Below are 18,389 nucleotides of genomic sequence, written 5' to 3'. Positions count from 1 at the left end.
TATTTCAAACTATTTCTTAGATGTAGATGCACGTGAAAGTAATCGATTCCTATTCTTTTATCAGTCTAATTGGAATAAACGGATTAACCCCCGAGTTTTGGACATAGTTACTCTTAGTCTCTCTTTTTCTTGATTATGAACCCTGCGCTTCTTGTCCGCCACCATTGACCTTGCTTTTGTCCGTGTTGGGGGATCGGCGCAAGATCGCTAAAAAAACAGCCTTTAGGGCTCTTCATGCGCCCAATGCTAACACGGACAAACCGATTCTAAGTATTCGCTGGTGGGCCCCGACCCCTTCCATCGCCTCCTAAGAATCGGGCGCTGCGGTCAATGGCAAGCAGCTACGCTGTGGCTCTTTTCGCAGCCGGACAAGGGATTCCTGTCGGCCCTGACTCCTCATGAATCGATTATACGCGAACCTCTTCGATTTCCAATTTATTTTGCTTGTTTTGTTCGTAAAACTCCTGAGGTGACAGGTCCAAAATACTTGAATGCATCCGTCTTTCGTTGTAGAAGACCATAAAATCCGTGACGGCTTCATAGGCCTTCGCGTAGGTTTCAAACTGCCACCTTGAAAGGCAATCATCTTCAAAGATTCGATGAAAAGATTCAATATGGGCATTCATATTCGGTGTTCTCGGCGGAATCCTTTCATGTTCGATCTGGTATTTTTCGCAAAATTCCTCAAAAGTATGGGAAACAAACTGTGGCCCATTGTCTGTTCGAATCACTGGTTTGATCTCTGCGCTGAATTGTTGCCGTCTTAACAATGCCTGTTGAAGTGCTTGGACGGCATCTTTGGCTGTACAGCTTAATCCGTTGTGATAGGCGACAATTCCACGGTCATATACATCGATGATGGACATGACGAAGAAAAACCGGTCTTCCCCTTCGATGTAGCCGTATTTGATATCCGCTTCCCATAGCTGGTTTGAGTCTGTTACCGTACGGTTTCGTGCCAGCTTCCTAGGGGGTTGGGCCTTCTTTTTGCGCTGCGGCCGTAGAATACCCAGCTCTTTGCACAGACGGTAGACTTTCTTCTTGTTGATGACAAGGTTATATTCGCGGCGAAGCCTCTTGGTCAGCTTGCGGTAGCCATAGTTGAAGCCATCGCCTGCAATTTCCTCCAGCAGGAATTCTTTGATTTGTTCGTCTGATACTTTTCGCCCGTCTTCTGTGAAGGAATAACCTGGTGCCGGACGCCCCTCACTCACTTTTTTCTCTTCCACGCGGTAGCTCTTTTGATAATAGTAGGTGGAACGAGCAATCCCTATAATCTTTAGCACCTTGGAAATGGAATAGCCTTTTGGGATCCAGTTGTCGGCTACTTCAATTTTTTCAGCAAGTGAGGGTTTTTCTTTTTTATAATGTCGCGTAAGATCGCGATTTCAAGGTCTTTTTCACCAAGCAATATTTTGAGCTTTTCATTTTCCTTGGATATTTCTTTCGGGTCAAGGTCCGGCAAAACAGTGACATCAACATCACCATATTTGCCATCTTTATATTCCCGCACCCAACGGGATACCATGTTGGAATTCAGTTCATAACGGCGGGCAACAAGGCTGTTATTGCCTGTCTCCTGTGCCTCTTTGATGACTTGTAATTTAAACTCCTTGGAGTGTTTGGTTCGTGTCATGTTGTTTAGCCTCCTTGGTACATTAAGCAGTATATTATTTTTTACTCTTATTGTCCAAGTTCATTTAGGGGCTAAATAGCTTAAATCCTCATGATTCGCTGGTGCAACCAGTGATTAAAACTTCTATGATGAAACAGGAGGAGCAAGAATAATCAGAGCAGTAAACAAATGCGTCCACAAGAGAAAAAACTGTTGAAATCTATGACTGACGGAATAAGAAAGCTAAAACACAGTAAAGCCAATGTTTTATAAGACTCTGTAGTTATAAAAATTTGCTGATTTTTTTAGTAACGAAAATATGTTTGAAGTATTGAAATTACTTGGTTGTGTGTATTTGTTTAGTAAATTTGTAGCAATATATACATCTGTTCATTAAGAGAGGAGATTTTTTATGGAAATACCGTTTTCACCTCCAGATATTTCTCAGTTGGAAATAGATGAAGTTATAGATACATTAAAATCAGGTTGGATTACAACAGGACCTAAAACGAAACGATTTGAACAGAAGATAGCAGAGTATTGTAATACATCGAAAGCGGCTTGTTTAAATTCAGCTACTGCTGCCATGGAAATGACACTAAGACTTTTAGGAGTAGGTGAAGGGGATGAAGTGATTACCTCTGCTTATACCTATTCAGCATCTGCAAGTGTCATTCAACATGTTGGTGCCAAAATTGTTCTAGTTGATACTGCTAAAGATTCATTCCAAATGGATTATGATCAGCTAGAACAAGCAATTACAGAAAAAACAAAGGTGATTATACCTGTAGATATTGCAGGAGTAATGTGTGACTATGAAAAGATATTTGAAATAGTTAATAGAAAACAATATCTATTTAATCCATCAAATGAACTCCAAAAAGCAATAGGTAGGGTTATAGTATTAGCAGATGCAGCTCATTCTTTTGGCGCAACATACAAAGGAAAAAAAAGTGGAGAAGTTGCAGACTTTACATGTTTTTCATTTCATGCAGTAAAAAATTTAACCACTGCTGAAGGTGGTGCCGTTACTTGGAGAGATATACCTGGGATTGATAATGAAGAAATTTATAAGCAGTTTATGCTGTTATCTCTTCATGGGCAATCAAAGGATGCATTAGCAAAAACCAAACTTGGTGCTTGGGAATATGACATAGTTTATCCTGGCTATAAGTGCAATATGACCGATATAATGGCCTCATTGGGACTTGCTCAATTTCAGAGATATCCTGAAATCTTAGAAAGAAGAAAAAAAATTATTGAGATGTACGATAAGGCCTTACAAGATTGCAATGTAGATGTTTTAAAACATTATGGTGACAGTTTTTCGTCAAGCGGTCATTTATATCTTGTAAGGCTTATTGGTAAGGACGAAAATTATAGGAATAAGGTTATAGAAAAAATGGCCGAGAATGGTGTTGCAACAAATGTTCATTACAAGCCATTACCTATGCACACAGCATACAAAAATTTAGGTTTTTCAATAGAGGATTATCCGAATGCCTATAAGATGTACGAAAATGAAATTACATTGCCACTTCATACTTGTTTGACAGATGAACAGGTATGGTATGTTATTAAGACTTTTAAAGAGATTATAGAATAGATAAGGAGAGAATTGTCATCTTATGAAAAAAAGGATTCTAATCTTAGGTGTTGCTCCTGTTCAAATGGATGCAATATTAGAACTAAAAAAAATGGGATACGAAACTTATGCTTGTGCTATGGAAAAAGATGGTCCTGGTGCAGATGTAGCGGATCATTTTGATCAGATTAATATTTTGGATGAAGAAGCGATTATTAAGCATATAAAGGAAAATGAAATTTCTTTAGTCTATTCTGTAGGCTCAGATTTAGCTATACCGGTGGCATGTTCTATTAGTGAACAGCTACAAATGCCGCATTTTGTATCACAAAAAACTGCTCGTATTTGTAATAATAAATTTTTAATGAGAACAACTTTAGGAAATGATTTTAAAGGAAATGTAAAATTTCAAGCAATAACAAGTGAAAAAGATAAATTAGAGTTAGATTTCCCATTTATATTAAAGCCTGCTGATGCACAGGGGCAAAGGGGAGTAAGTTTAGTTAAGTCTTTAGATGAATATTTGAAGAGCTATGAAATTGCTAAAAAATATTCCCGTTCAGGATTAGTAATAGCGGAACAATATATCTCTGGACCTGAATTATCTGTAAATGGATATCTAGTGGATGGTGAACTAAAATATTTAATTGCATCAGATAGGGTTACTTGGCCAGAATATACTGGGTTAATACACAAACACATTGTTCCAACAACAAACCTTAACCTACAAACTTCAGATACATTAAAAGATATTATAGAATCAGCATGTAAGAAACTGGGGATTACAAATGGACCTGTCTATGCTCAAATGAAATTGGAACAAGGGATTCCTTATATTATTGAAATAACACCCCGCTTGGATGGATGTCACATGTGGAATATTTTATATTACTATACAGGAGTTAATTTATTAAAGCTTACATTTGAGCATTTACTAAATAATGATATTTCAGAGTTGGAGAAACAATATGATGAATTAAAGGGTGGATATGTTTTAGAATTTATTTGTCAGCCACCGAATACAAAGGCTGATTACTCTACATATCAAAGTGAAATGCAAAATTCTTTATATAGCTTTAACTACTATAAGCAAGGAGAGAATATCCGGCCGGTAAATGGAAAATTTGAAAAAATCGGGTATTTTATTCGTAAGATATAATAGGATTTGTCTTATTATTAATTATTAAGATTCTATTGAAGTTCCGCTAGTATGTTTTTAACCAGAACATTGATACTGTAGCGGAAAAAGAAAAAGGAAAAGGAGGTTTACAATGAGAATAGCGGTTACAGGTGGTACAGGATTTTTAGGCAAACATGTTGTTGAGTATATTAAAAAAGAAAATAATATTCCGGTAGTAATAACAAGAAACATAATAGATAATTCTAGAAATGATTATGAATATCGCGTTTCGGATTATTCAAAGACAGATTTAATAGATAAGCTTTTTGATGTAGATGCTGTGGTGCATCTTGCAGCGAAGCGAGGTAGTCAAGGGATGATATCCGAATTCCATGATAATGAGATTTTGACACAAAATCTATATGAAGCTTGTTGTGAACTGAATATAACAAATATTGTATATGCTTCGTCTATTTCCGTTTATTCTGATGAAAAATTGCTTCCTTGGACAGAAGAGCAACCCCCTGCACCAAAACTGATGTATGGTGTTAGTAAATTAGCATGTGAATATATTGGGAATATTTATTCAGAAAAAAAGGGGTTGCATGTAAAAAATTTAAGATTCGCACACTTATATGGTTTTAATGAAAAAAATAATTATATGATTAATCTATTTATGAGACAGGCTTTTCACCATGAGCAGCTTGTTTTACATGCTAAAAGTGTTGCTAAAAGGGAATTTCTATATGCAAAAGATGCAGCCAAAGCTGTGGTTTGTACGTTAAAGCAGAGCACACTTTCAGGTACCTTTAATGTTGGTAGCGGTGAGGCTTTAACAAATTATGATGTTGCAACTCAGATTAACACTATATTTGAAAATGAAGGTAACTTATTAATAGAGGATCCTACAGCAGATGAAGGAATAAGTTCCTCTTATATGGACAGTAGCAAGGCAAAAACAATTCTGAAATTTTCGCCTGATTATACTTTTTCTGAAGCATTAGCTGAAATAAGAACATTAATGAAGGAGTTAGATTATGTACCGTTATGGTATTAAGCGTTTATTTGATGTGATAGGGGCTTTACTCGCACTTCCATTATTATTGATTATTATGATACCAGTTTCGATTATGATTAAACTGGAAGATAAAGGTCCAGTATTTTATATCGCTCCAAGATTAGGAAAGGATATGAAGGAATTTCGGATGTATAAATTTCGCACTATGAAAGTGAATGCACCAGATATACGTAATGAAGATGGTAGTACTTTTAATTCTGATGATGACCCGAGAGTAACAAAAGTAGGAAAAATATTAAGGAAGACAAGCATAGATGAAATTCCTCAAATCATTAATGTTTTAAAGGGGGACATGAGTTTTGTTGGACCTAGGCCTAGTCCATTAGGAAATAAAGATAAATATCCAAAAGAATATTTTAGAAAGTTTGAAGTTCGTCCTGGTATTACGGGTTATAATCAAGCATTATTAAGAAATAAATCTACGATGGAACAACGTGTAAAAAACGATTTATATTATGTAGAAAATATTTCGTTCGCTTTAGATATAAAGATAATATTTATGACATTGGCTTCTGTATTGAAAGCTAAAAATATAAATCGTTATGAGAGTAACCAAGAAAAGGTGGGGCTATAGTGAATAACTGCTTAATACTATTAACCAACTACTATCCTTTTCATAAAGGTGAAGAATATTTAGAATCGGAAATAGAGTTTTTATCAGAAGAGTTTAAAGATATAATTATTTTGGTAACAATGAAGTCACCAAATATGAAACAAACTAGAAAAGTTCCTAAAAATTGTAAAATAATATCATCCAATTTGTATTTTAATCCAATTGGAAAAGCAAAAATGTTTTTTAAACATATGAATAAAGTTTCACATAATAAAAATTTATTTAATGGGAAAGAAAACTTTGCGCAAAGACTTTATGCGAAGTATTTTGAAGCTAGGTCTATCGAGGTTTATAATTCTTTTGAAAAACAATTAAAAAATATAGCATTTGAAAAATATAGTTCAATTACGATATACAGTTACTGGTTATATATTACTGCAAATGTAGCGATTAAGTTGAGAGAGAATTTGTTAAAAAATGTTAATAATGTCAAAACAATATCTAGAGCTCACAGATATGATTTATATGAAGATGCTGCACCATTAAAATATTTACCTCAAAGAAATTTCTTACTATCAAAATTAGACCATATTTTCCCTTGTTCACAAGATGGTGTTGATTATATTAATAAAACTAATCCAGGATTTGAAAAGAAAGTGGAAGTAAGAAGATTAGGGACAATGCCCAGAAAAGTTTCGGAGAAAAAGGGAATCGAAATGTTAAATATTGTGACTTGTTCGGTAATGAGAAAAGTAAAAAGATTAGACTTGTTAATAGATGCATTAAAAATTTTACAAGATGAAGGGATTAAATTTCATTGGACGCATATTGGAGGCGGCTCGGAATTTAAAAAAATTAGCAAATTGGCAAAGAAAAAACTTGATAGTAACAATTATTATTTTACAGGGCAATTAAAAAATGAAGAAGTATTAGAATGGTATCAAAAGAATCCAGCTACTGTATTTGTTAATGTTTCATCTTCTGAGGGTGTTCCTGTTTCAATTATGGAAGCAATGTCTATGGGGTTACCCGTTATTGCTACAGATGTTGGAGGTACTAGAGAGATTTTAAAAAATGGTGTTTCTGGCTTCCTTCTAAAAAGTAACCCATTAGCAGAAGAAATCAGTAACGTATTAAGAAAATTTTATCAGTTGACATATGAGGAATACAGCAGTATGTGCAAAAATTCATATATGTTGTGGAATAAAAATTGTAATGCTGTAAAGTTATATACAGAATTTGCAGCTGAAATCTCTGGACACAATTATAAAAATAAAAAGTTATATAATAGACTATCGGAATGAAAAGATTTAATTATATATTAGAATAATTCACTGGAAATTCAAGAGTTTCTATGGATAAGTCAGTCTTAAATTTATAATTTATTCAATATTGGCCTACCATAAAAATTACGGATGGGAACTGGTGTAATATGTCTCAAAAGTGATCTTTTGGGTATATAAAGTATCAATATTTTAACACAACTCTAATCAATAGATTTTTCTAAATCATATTATCGTTGACTAATGCCTTTCGGCATCTAAATGAGTAGATTTTATCTCGTTTATAAAATCATTCAATGGAAGTGAACTAGTTAAAAAAGTCTTTTCTTTACAAAAAAATAGATGCTACATAACTTGGACAGAACAGAAAAACCTTACCCTTAAAGTCTTTAGTAAAAACGAGAGTCTATTATATATAAGAAGGTGAATTTCTTGTTAGTACTGCTTAGAAATGTTTTTCTTTTGATATCTATCTTACTATTTTTTATAGGAATAATTGCAGATAGTATTAATATTATAAATTTTTCTATTTTTTTATTACTAATCCAAAATATTTGGTTTGCATTTGAAAAATTTTCAGAAAGGGTTATTTTCTTTTCTTTTAATATTACTTTATTTGTTTTTATATTAAGTAGACCCTTTATTATTACTTTGTTTGATTATCAACATAGTGAAGCCGGTTTCTTTGGAACTGAAATCTATGATCCAAGAGTGATAATAAATATTTTTATAGGTATTTATATTAGTATGCTATTTTTATTTTTAGGAAATCTACTAATGGAAAAACGTATTTTAAATAAAAAAGTTTCCGAAAATATTCTAGAAAAAACTTACAATAAAAGTTTGTTTTGGATTTATTTTAAAAACATTAGTAAATATTTTTTCTATTTTCTATTAATTTTTAGGTTTTTATATTTAAAAGATCAAACTTCATTTGTGCAAGAGTCTGGTTATTTTGATTTTTATACTTCGTATAAATCTAATTTACCACCTATCGTAGTTAAGTTGTCAGAAATGTATGCCGTTCCTTTTTTTGCCTTTTTATCAGTAAAACCTACAAAAAAGGAAGCAATACTGCCAATTCTATTATATTTAATTGAAGGGGTCATATCATTAGGAACAGGAAAAAGAGCCGGGTTTATTTTAAATATTATTATTATTTTAATTTATTTTGCTTTTAGAGATAAAGATAGCAAAAAAAAATGGTTAGGAAAGAAGGAAATAATTACGACTATTACTGCAATTCCTATTGTAGCAACTTTAATGAATATTGTTAGTTATACAAGGGTTGGTATGACAGAAGCAACTAGCAATGTAAATAACATGGTATTAGAATTCTTTTATAAGCAAGGAGTAACATTAAAAACACTAGCATATAGTCAAGAATTTAAGGTGGTATATCCTGATCATCAAATGTATAGTTTAGGAACAATAATTGAATTTTTAAAAAGCAATATTATCACCCAATTATTTTTTGATTTTCCTGTCTATTCTGGTCAATCAATTGAAAGAGCGTTAAATGGAAATCTTTTTTCACATAGGATTTCTTATTATATTATGCCGTCGGGGTATTTACAAGGAAGAGGTTATGGATCAAGTTATATTGCTGAACTCAATGTGGATTTTGGCATTATTGGTGTTGCTATTGGTAGTTTTTTATTTGGGTTATTATTTGTTGTTCTCTACAAATGGTTTTTTAATGGAAAACCATATATATCCACTTTTGCTTTATTATTAATTAGAAATCTTATGATGACACCTAGATCTGAAACTACTGCTTTCATTACATCATCATTCACTTTAATAAATATTCTGGGTGTAGTAATCTTATTATTTTCATCATATTTATTTATTAATTTGTTTAATAAATCTCAATTTATAATTATAAATAATCGATTGGAAATGGAGAAAAGATATGAGAGAAATTAGAGTATTACATGTAGGGATGACACCAAATTACGGTGGTTTAGAGTCATTCGTGATGAATATTTATAGGAATATTGATCGATCAAAAGTTCAGTTTGATTTTTTAACCTTGTACGGTGATAAAATTGCTTATGAAGATGAAATAATTGCAATGGGTGGGAAAGTATATCCTATTCTTTACAAAAGAAGAGATGTGGTAAAACATTTTTTGTATTTACCATTTAATTTTTTTAAAAAACATAGAGAGATACAAATTGTTCATTTTCACAAAAGTCACCTTGCAGATCTAGATTATTTAATAGTAGCTAAAATGTGTGGAGTACCAGTAAGAATTGTTCATGCACATAGTTCAGGATATATTTTCCCATTAGGTAAAATAGCGAAATTTACTGAAAAGATGAATAAGAAATATATAAATAAACTGGCAACTCATAAATTGTCATGTTCAGATTTAGCAGGGAAATGGATGTTTGATGACTTATCTTATGAAGTTGTTCCTAATGCAATAGACATTGATAAATTTAAATTTGATACTAATAAAAGAGATAAAATGAGAAAAGAATTAAATTTAGATAATAAATTTGTCGTTGGACATGTTGGCACTTTTTTTGATGTGAAAAATCAAACGTTTTTAGTGGATGTTTTTAAAGAGTTCCTTAAGAAAAGGAGTGATGCTATATTGTTATTTATTGGTGAAGGACCAATGAAGAATGAGGTTGTTGAAAAAGTACATAAATTGAATTTAGATGATAAAGTTATTTTTACAGGATCAATAAAAAATGTAAATGAATATTTTCAAGCAATGGATGTGTTTACTTTACCATCAAAATTTGAAGGATTTCCAATTGTTTCAGTTGAAGCACAAACTGCAGGATTACCTTGTGTAGTTTCTTCAAATGTTACAAAAGAGATTGCTATTACAGATCAAGTTTTCTTTAGATCAATAGAAAATGTTGATGATTGGGTAGATACTTTATTAGATATTAGTAATAAAAATAAAAGGTATGATAATGTCCAAAAAATTAGAGATGCTGGTTACGATATTAAAACAATGTCTAAACAAATGGAACAATTTTATATAGATGCAGTCAAACATTGTTATCGATAAATTATGCTACTAGAAAGGGAATAATTAGATTGTGAAAAAAGCCGCACTTCTAATTATGTTATTAACAATAATTGTAAAAGGGTTAGGATTTATTAGAGATATATTTCTTTCTTATTTATATGGTGCATCTTATATTACTGATGCATATATAATATCTTTAACTGTACCAGCATTTATATTTAGTTTTATTTCTATGGGTATCGCAACCGGATATATCCCAATTTTTACTCGGATAGCAAATGAAAAAAATGAGAACGAAGCTATAAATTTCACAAATAATTTGATAAATGTTTCAATGTTATTCTGTACTATTTTAATAATTATCGGAATGATTTTCACTGAATCAATTGTAAAAATTTTCGCTGTTGGTTTTGAAGGTGAGGCTCTTAGATTAGCAGTTGATTTTACAAGAATAGGTTTCATTACGCTTTATTTTTTTGTATTAACAGCAATTTTTAGTGGTTATCTTCAAATTAAAGGTGATTTTGCAACACCTGTATTAGTTGGACTACCTATGAATATAATTGCAATTATTGCAATACTCATAAGTTCTAAAACTAATTTAATGGTATTAGCTTATGGTAATGTATTAGCAGCATTTTCTCAAATTTTATTATGGTTACCTTCAATATTAAAAAAAGGATATAAATATAAACCTATTTTCAATCTTAAAAATGAAAGTTTAAAGAAAATGTTTATAGTTGCAATACCTGCAATTATAGGATTAAACATAAATCAAATAAACGTATTAATTGATCGTACCTTTGCTTCTACAATTGCAGAAGGCGCTATGTCTGCTTTAGATTATGCTAATAGGTTAAATATTTTTATTAACGGTATATTTGCAAATTCTATAGCAACGGCAATGTATCCTACAATGACAAAAATGGCTATTAAAAAAGATAAAGTAGGTTTAAATACTTCTGTAAAAGAAGCATTAAATATAATCTCAATAATTGCTGTACCAATATCAATAGGCACAATTATTTTCTCAGAAACAATAATAACAGTTTTATTTGGAAGAGGGGCATTTGATGATAATGCGATTTACATGACTTCACAAGCATTTTTATTTTATGCAGTTGGAATATGTGCATATGGATTTAGAGAAATACTTTCTAGAGCTTTTTATGCTACTACTGACACTAAAACTCCATTAAAAAATAGTGTTATTTCAATGTTATTAAACGTATGCTTAAATCTTATATTGATTAGATTTATGGGAATCGGTGGACTAGCTTTATCAACAAGTATTTCAGCATTCTTTATTGTCTTTTTATTAGCTAATGATTACAATAAAAAAATCTCTAAGCTAGATTACAAGTCGATAATGGTAACATTTATTAAAGTTTTATTAGCTTCAATTATAATGGGGATATGTACTTTATATATATTTAATATATTAGATTATAGAATTGGAGATATCTTTGCATTGTTGATTTCCAGTATTTTTGGAATTATAATTTACTGCTTATTTGTATACTTATTGAAAGTTAAGGAATTGAATAAAATGATTCTAGTAATTAGAAGTAAAATTAGTAATTGAATCAATTTCATAATTGCTCTTTTTAAAAATACAAAGACCTGCAGAATTTCTAAATTGCCGTTTTTTTAAATTGCCTTAGGTTTATGCAGCTTGTTGCCCTTGATTTAACATTGCGTTTATGCGGTCTGCGGCTAGTTTTGATGCATTGTAAATAAGCGTTACAAGATCGAAATGTACTTTTGCCCGTTTTCCGGTCCGGTAACGAACATTGTTTAGCTGAAAGTACTCCTTTAAATATGCATTCACCCGTTCTACTGCAGTACGACGTTTGAAAATATTTTTCCATGCCTTGGATCCCCGGGCAGGAGCTGTGTATTTTCGAAGGTCTGTCGTGATTTTGACTTTATACACTTTTTGGCAGATGCCTTCATTTGCCAGCGGGCAGTCAACACATTCTTTTGGCCTTGTATATTTCAGTGTTTCATATTTGGCATCGTAGCTGTCGTAGCGATAAGAGTGCTCTCTGAAACAGGTTGGAGCGAAATGCTTATCAAATCCGATTGGTTCAGACTCATTCCGTTTATTGTAGGCAATCACTATAATGCTCCCATAAGGTGAGACACATGAGCGTGATAAATAAGTTATAATGATACCATGAAAAAAAGAAACCGATATACCGCAGAATTTAAAGCTAAGGTGGTTCTTGAGGTGTTGCGTGAAGAGCAAACCGTCAATGAAATAGCCGCCAAATATGAATTAAGCCCAGTCATGGTCAGTCGTTGGAAAGCAGAATTTCTAGAACGATCCTCGATGGTCTTTGAAAAAGGCTCAAGCGAAGTGGATAAAATCCGTAAAGAATATGAGGCCAAACAAGAAAATTTAGAGAAATTGGTAGGTCAGTTAACGGTTGAAGTTGACTGGGAGCGGTGCCTGTCACCACCCGAAATTTGTCGAAATATTGGTAATTGAAACTCAAGTTTGACACCATTTCACTACATGTGGATAACTAAAGGTGATTATACCAATAGTTATCCACTTTTTTTATCGAAAATCACTAGCATTGCAGTAATTAAATCTGATGATTCAAAATACTAAGAATGTTCAATTTTTTATTGATTTCGAAACAAAAAAATCCTTTACAATGGAAGTACAGGTGGTTCCTGTCCAAATCCAATCGTAAAGGATAACCATTATGGACAAGAATACACTAATTTCATCATTTGGTAAATGGGTTTCACCCATAAATATTCAAAAACTTAGCGAACAAGTCAAAGAATTGAAACAGGACTATTACACAAAAAAGCTGACAACAGAAGCCTATATTAAACTTTTATTGGTAGCCCAGCTGCTCGAATTTAAGAGCTTAGAGGAAATGAGTGATGCACTTGTAGACGAAGATCTTCAAAAAGCACTCGGATTTGAATCGATAAGTGCCTCTCAGCTATCCCGAAAAAACAATCAGATCAACCCACTCATTCTTGCCAATTTGTTCTTGGATCTTGTTTGGAAAATTCAACGGCACCATTATCAAAACGGAAAGAATATGCCACTGAAAATCATTGATTCAAGTACACTCCCGTTGAATTTGACCCATTATAAATGGGCAAAATTCCGTAAAACAAAAGCTGGTGTAAAGCTACACTTACGGCTCGTTTTCATGGATAAAGACACCGTCTATCCTGAAAAAGCAGTGATTACGACAGCAAAAGAACATGACCGAAATCAACTCGAAGTCCTAGTGGATGATCAAGAAGCCATGTATGTGTTTGACCGCGGTTATGTGGACTATGAACGTTTTGATCGGATGACAGATGATGGCTATTTCTTCGTTTCAAGACTGAAGAAAAACGCAGTCATTCGTGAAGTCTATACATTTTCACTTCCTGATGATTGTCACGTTCTATCCGATAAAATGGTCTACATTGGTACCACACAAAATCGTACTGAAAATGTCTTTCGTCTACTAGAAGTTATGGACACAAAAGGGAACTTACTTCGTTTAATCACCAACCGATTTGATTTAAAACCAGAAGAGATAAGTGATATTTACCGATCTCGCTGGGCTATTGAGCTCTTTTTCAAATGGCTCAAGCAACACGTGGAAATTAAGCACTTTTATGGAATGAGTGAAACAGCTATTCAAAATCAAATTTTCTTAGCCCTTATCACGTATTGCTTACATGTTCTCATTCAATTGGAGATGAAAAGTAAGAAATCCCTACTTCGAATTACTCGTTGGTTAAAGAGAGCTCTGTGGAAACCAGCTTATGTTTGGTTGCGAAAATTTGATGGGCGAGCCAGTCCATAATCTCCCTTTTGTCGTTGTCGCTCTGGTTTAACTGTATATATTTACCAAATGGGCAGTGCCACCTTTCTTTAGGTTTTGTCTTTTTGTCACAAATTCACAAAAATTAATTAACAGAAAATTCTAACTATATTTATGCAATGCTAATGATCGAAAATATAATCATTATGTAGTGTTATGTGGATAACTTTTGTATATCCAATAATATGTAATATATGTTATACTATTAGTGCTATGTATATTCGAATTAATAAGCAAAAAAATAAAAATGGTTCAGTTCGTCAATATCTACAAATATGTCGTACATTTCGTGTAGACAATAAAGTTCGGCAACAAACGCTTTGTAATCTAGGGAGGTTAGAACATTTATTAGAGAATGGCTCTGTCGATAACATAATCGAGGGATTAGCCAAATTTTCAGAGCGTTACTTTGACCGAATTCACGGGCAAGGGTCTTCCTCTTCTGTCTCCGTGCTTTGGACAAAAGAGTTTGGGCCGGTTTATCTGTTCCGAAAGGTATGGGAAAAGTTAGGGCTTGGTCGGCTATTACGTAAAATCATGGATGATTCCGAGACTGCTTCTCGGTATGACGAAGCCATTTTTGCCATGGTGTTAAACCGTCTCATGGATCCCAATAGTAAGCATTATATCTTCAAACAATGGATCGACACGATTTATGCAGAAGGTCTTTCAGACATTCAACTCCATCACTACTATCGTGCATTAGACTTCTTAAGTGAACAAAAAGAAAAAATTGAGGAACAACTTTATGGACATTTAACCGATTTAACTTCATTAGAAGTAGATATCGTGTTTTACGACACGACAAGCACCTATTTCGAAGGAGAGGAAGCAGACGAACTGCTGGCTCACTATGGTTACTCCAAAGATCATCGTGGAGATCGAAAACAAGTCGTGATTGGCTTATTAATGACCAAAACAGGGATTCCGATTGGGCATCAAGTCTTCCCTGGAAACATGCATGATACGAAGACATTTGGCATGGTGGTTGGAGATCTGAAGAAGCGCTATCCTATTCAGAAAGTCATTCTAGTGGGAGACCGCGGAATGGTTAGTGAAGCCAACTTAGATCAAATTCGTGAACTGGGCATGGAATATATTGTGGGTGTCAAATTACGAAAGTCGAAGAAAGCCCAAGAGCTATTATCCATCCGTGGGCCATATAAGAAGGTTCTCCCGAATCTAAAAGTGAAGTCAAAGAAAATCGATGGCGAAACGTATGTACTCTGTTACAATCCGGACGCTGAAGAACGTGATCGAGCGAGTCGTCAAGTCGTGTTAGAAAACCTTCAATCGAAGCTTGATGAACTCGGTCCATCTGGACTCGTCAAAAACCGTGCGTATTCCAAGTTTTTAACGATAGAAAAAGCATCGGCCAAAATTGATGAAGAGAAGGTATCCAATGACGAAAAGTTTGACGGAAAGTACGCCATTCGGACCAACTCGTCATTAACGGATGAAGAGGCAGCACTTGCCTATAAAGAATTGTGGAGAGTGGAACAAGCCTTTCGTAACCTGAAGTCGAATCTAGAACTTCGCCCGATGTACCATCGAGTGGAATCTCGTATTCGAGGCCATATCATGGTTTGTTTCCTTGCGCTTGTCATGGAATCCTTTTTGGCCTATAAGCTAAAAGAAATAGGATGCCAAACAAGTGTAAAGGATATTTTGCATGATGTAAGCCAGATGAAGGCCTCGAAAATACGCGTGAATGGTGAAGAGCAAATCGTTCGTACAGAATTACAAGGTCAAGCAAATCTAGCATTTGAAGCACTTGTCACACAAGCGCCTCCTAGAGTATTAGAAAAAAACACGTGCCACTAACAAGTGTAGTGGTACGTGTTGTGGGTAAAGTCCAAAACACCAGTATTTTCGGGCTTTTCTTTAGTGTACTCTGTCAAACTTGAGCTAAAGGAAATCTTAAGAGAATTCTATAAGCTAAAAGTTTATGACGATGCATTAAAGTTTTTAGAAGAATGGATTCAACTTGCTTGGAGTAGTCCATATGGACGCTTGAAAACTGGAAAGCCGAAATCCTTCAATACTTCTTTTCTCCATATACAAATAGAAGAACAGAAGGGACCAACCACAAAATAAAAAATATTAAAAGAAGAGATTATGGGTACCGAAATTTAGGACGTTTTAGACAACGTGTTTTCTAGAATGTACAGGGAATATTTATAAACAAAACGCCGCATAAATGGATTTTCTTCAGCTATATCGATCGTAATTGGTAGACTTAGAAGCCGTCAAGGAAAGCACTTGACCGCTTCTAGTCTACCAACTAAGTAGTCAGCAAGCTGAAGAAGGACATAAAAACTGTTCGGCTATACACTCATGTTTTCTGCAAGAAAAAAATACAGAGTGTTGCTATCTTTATAAAAATTTTGTATAAATATACATATATGTGATCTATTCATCAAGGGCTTGACATGGATCCTCTATAGCCATGATTCTTTAGCCAAGTGCCAGCTTCAACAGTTTTGGCAAAACCAAAAAAGGTTATCATGGCTCCTCCTCCATGTAAAGCCCCATTGCATATCACTGCATAAGGATTTTGCAATTCTCTGCACTTTTATTTTGCAAAAAACACACTCACGCTAACTTTATTTCTAGGATTGTGTGTCAACCACAGAAAATGGTGAAGAGGCAGTCACACCAGATTATTATGCAAGTTACAAAAACAACTACGTCGCTTACAAGAGGAGAATGAAATTTTAAAAAAGGCTATGGCCATATTCGCAAAAAATAAATAGCCAAGAACTAGTTGAAGTGATCGATCAGTTTTGATCGATCAGTTTAAAGATCAACATCCCGTTCAATCCCTTTGTAATGAAAAATGGGTAGCTGACATCACATATGTTTCAACGGTAAAAGATGGATGGTGTTATTTGGTTTGTATCATGTACTTGCATACGAAAAAAATTGTCGGTTATTCTTTTTCACGAAATATGGACACAGAGAGTTGTGATAAAAACACTTCAAAATGCATACAAAACCCAAAATCCAGCGGAAGGATTAATCCTTCATACAGACCTAGGAACCCAATATAAAAGTGAAGAATTTCAAAAAGGTGCAGTCATAAGAAAATGCTAACATGGAAACGCCTAGGGATAGGAATTTTTCTGATATCCATTGAGTTTGTAAGGGTGTGAAGCAAAAGTAGATATTAAAGAGGACGATATTTTAACATGGGGAATGATTTAGTTATGGGGAACAGAAAAATATTAGTAACTGGTGGAGCAGGGTACATTGGCAGCCATACATGTGTAGAATTGTTGAATGCAGATTATAAAATTGTAGTTGTGGATTCTCTTTCTAACAGTAAGCCGGAATCGCTTAGACGAGTAAAAGAGATTACTGGAAAAGATTTTCCGTTTTATCAAATAGATTTACTTAATCGAGATCAGTTAGAAACTGTTTTTTCGGAAAATGAAATTGATGCGGTAATTCATTTCGCCGGTTTGAAAGCAGTTGGGGAGTCTGTTCAATCACCCCTCCGCTATTATCGCTATAATATTGCCGGCACTTTAAATTTATGTGAAGTAATGAGAAAGTATGATGTAAAGAAAATGGTTTTCAGTTCTTCTGCAACTGTTTATGGTAATCCAGATCGTATACCAATATCCGAGGATTTTCCTCTTCGAGCAACGAATCCTTACGGACGAACTAAATTAATGATTGAGAACATTTTGCGGGATTTATATGTCTCTGATAATAGTTGGAGCGTTGCTCTATTACGCTATTTTAACCCAATTGGAGCTCATCCAAGTGGAAGAATTGGAGAGGATCCCAATGGTATTCCTAATAACTTAATGCCTTATATTACACAAGTTGCAGTTGGAAAGCTTAAAGAATTGCGAGTATTTGGAAACGACTATCCTACAGTGGATGGGTCAGGTGTGCGTGATTACATACATGTAGTTGATCTTGCTATCGGGCATTTAAAAGCACTCGAAAAAGTTTTGAAAACATCAGGTGTTGAGGCATATAACTTAGGTACAGGTAAAGGATACAGTGTTCTAGAAATTGTTTCAGCATTTGAAAAAGTAACAGGTATAAAAATTCCATATAAAATTGTTGAACGTCGACCGGGAGATGTGGCCATTTGCTATGCCGACCCAACAAAAGCTAAAAAGGAATTGGGTTGGGTAGCTGAAAAAGGAATTGAAGAAATGTGTCGAGATGCTTGGCGATGGCAGACAAATAATCCCAATGGTTATGAAGGATCGAGTTCTCTATTATCACAAGTATAAATCAATGAGATAGGGGCTGTCTAATAAGTCGATTTTCCGGCTTATAGACGCCC

The 18,389-nt window shown here is 33.8% G+C and carries 14 protein-coding genes and 2 pseudogenes; 14 read left to right on the top strand and 2 right to left on the bottom strand.

Features of this window, described 5'->3' with window-relative positions; genetic code table 11:
• Nucleotides 1-407: 407 nt before the first annotated feature.
• A protein-coding gene (locus NSQ41_RS18325; protein WP_339210620.1) for an IS3 family transposase occupies nucleotides 408-1,636 on the bottom strand; the annotation gives its coding sequence in 2 pieces (ribosomal slippage) (nucleotides 408-1,348 and nucleotides 1,348-1,636; 1,230 coding nt in all).
• Between the two features lie 391 nt (nucleotides 1,637-2,027).
• On the opposite strand from NSQ41_RS18325, the gene NSQ41_RS18320 reads away from it, so the two are divergent.
• The 8 genes from NSQ41_RS18320 to murJ all read left to right on the top strand — a co-directional run bounded on the left by NSQ41_RS18320 (nucleotide 2,028) and on the right by murJ (nucleotide 11,814).
• Nucleotides 2,028-3,221 (top strand): DegT/DnrJ/EryC1/StrS family aminotransferase, encoded by a 1,194-nt coding sequence (locus tag NSQ41_RS18320; protein WP_339210619.1) that lies wholly within the window; start codon nucleotides 2,028-2,030, stop codon nucleotides 3,219-3,221.
• A gap of 22 nt (nucleotides 3,222-3,243) precedes the next feature.
• Complete coding sequence (locus NSQ41_RS18315) at nucleotides 3,244-4,359, top strand: ATP-grasp domain-containing protein (RefSeq protein ID WP_339210617.1); 1,116 nt, start codon at nucleotides 3,244-3,246, stop codon at nucleotides 4,357-4,359.
• Nucleotides 4,360-4,471: 112 nt separating this feature from the next.
• Complete coding sequence (locus NSQ41_RS18310) at nucleotides 4,472-5,377, top strand: NAD(P)-dependent oxidoreductase (RefSeq protein ID WP_339210616.1); 906 nt, start codon at nucleotides 4,472-4,474, stop codon at nucleotides 5,375-5,377.
• A complete protein-coding gene (locus NSQ41_RS18305; protein ID WP_339210615.1) occupies nucleotides 5,358-5,972 on the top strand; it encodes a sugar transferase in 615 nt (204 codons plus the stop codon). Before NSQ41_RS18310 ends, NSQ41_RS18305 begins: the two co-directional genes overlap by 20 nt.
• Complete coding sequence (locus NSQ41_RS18300; protein WP_339210614.1) at nucleotides 5,972-7,255, top strand: glycosyltransferase; 1,284 nt, start codon at nucleotides 5,972-5,974, stop codon at nucleotides 7,253-7,255. The genes NSQ41_RS18305 and NSQ41_RS18300 overlap by 1 nt, the downstream gene beginning before the upstream one ends.
• A 411-nt stretch (nucleotides 7,256-7,666) precedes the next feature.
• Nucleotides 7,667-9,163, top strand: a complete 1,497-nt coding sequence (locus tag NSQ41_RS18295; protein ID WP_339210612.1) for an O-antigen polysaccharide polymerase Wzy family protein — start codon at nucleotides 7,667-7,669, stop codon at nucleotides 9,161-9,163.
• On the top strand, nucleotides 9,150-10,268 hold the full coding sequence (locus NSQ41_RS18290; protein WP_339210610.1) for a glycosyltransferase family 1 protein: 1,119 nt from the start codon (nucleotides 9,150-9,152) through the stop codon (nucleotides 10,266-10,268). The genes NSQ41_RS18295 and NSQ41_RS18290 overlap by 14 nt, the downstream gene beginning before the upstream one ends.
• Before the next feature lie 31 nt (nucleotides 10,269-10,299).
• Complete coding sequence (murJ, locus tag NSQ41_RS18285; protein ID WP_339210608.1) at nucleotides 10,300-11,814, top strand: murein biosynthesis integral membrane protein MurJ; 1,515 nt, start codon at nucleotides 10,300-10,302, stop codon at nucleotides 11,812-11,814.
• Between the two features lie 81 nt (nucleotides 11,815-11,895).
• Here murJ and NSQ41_RS18280 read toward each other — a convergent pair.
• Nucleotides 11,896-12,351: pseudogene (locus NSQ41_RS18280) on the bottom strand (transposase); the annotation flags it as partial.
• Between the two features lie 111 nt (nucleotides 12,352-12,462).
• Here NSQ41_RS18280 and NSQ41_RS18275 point away from each other — a divergent pair.
• From NSQ41_RS18275 to galE, 6 genes and pseudogenes are all read left to right on the top strand, one after another.
• Nucleotides 12,463-12,723 carry a hypothetical protein gene (locus NSQ41_RS18275; RefSeq protein WP_339210607.1) on the top strand — a complete coding sequence of 87 codons (261 nt, stop codon included), beginning with the start codon at nucleotides 12,463-12,465 and terminating at the stop codon, nucleotides 12,721-12,723.
• Nucleotides 12,724-12,946: 223 nt separating this feature from the next.
• The gene (locus NSQ41_RS18270; protein ID WP_339210605.1) at nucleotides 12,947-14,062 is read left to right on the top strand and encodes an IS4 family transposase; all 1,116 of its coding nucleotides are present in this window, start codon (nucleotides 12,947-12,949) and stop codon (nucleotides 14,060-14,062) included.
• Nucleotides 14,063-14,293: 231 nt separating this feature from the next.
• Nucleotides 14,294-15,904 (top strand): IS1634 family transposase, encoded by a 1,611-nt coding sequence (locus NSQ41_RS18265; RefSeq protein ID WP_339210604.1) that lies wholly within the window; start codon nucleotides 14,294-14,296, stop codon nucleotides 15,902-15,904.
• Between the two features lie 179 nt (nucleotides 15,905-16,083).
• Nucleotides 16,084-16,242 carry a transposase gene (locus tag NSQ41_RS18260; protein ID WP_339211660.1) on the top strand — a complete coding sequence of 53 codons (159 nt, stop codon included), beginning with the start codon at nucleotides 16,084-16,086 and terminating at the stop codon, nucleotides 16,240-16,242.
• Between the two features lie 660 nt (nucleotides 16,243-16,902).
• A pseudogene (locus tag NSQ41_RS18255) lies at nucleotides 16,903-17,149 on the top strand (DDE-type integrase/transposase/recombinase); the annotation flags it as partial.
• Between the two features lie 122 nt (nucleotides 17,150-17,271).
• Nucleotides 17,272-18,336: a UDP-glucose 4-epimerase GalE gene (gene galE / locus NSQ41_RS18250; protein WP_339210601.1), complete on the top strand. Its 1,065-nt coding sequence runs from the start codon at nucleotides 17,272-17,274 to the stop codon at nucleotides 18,334-18,336.
• Nucleotides 18,337-18,389: the final 53 nt, after the last annotated feature.

Origin of the sequence: Aeribacillus sp. FSL K6-8210 (assembly GCF_037963925.1) — a bacterium.
Classification (GTDB): Bacteria; Bacillota; Bacilli; order Bacillales; family Aeribacillaceae; genus Aeribacillus; species Aeribacillus composti.
The sequence above is the reverse complement of the archived record's forward strand: the minus strand, read 5'-3'. Positions and strand labels throughout refer to the sequence as shown.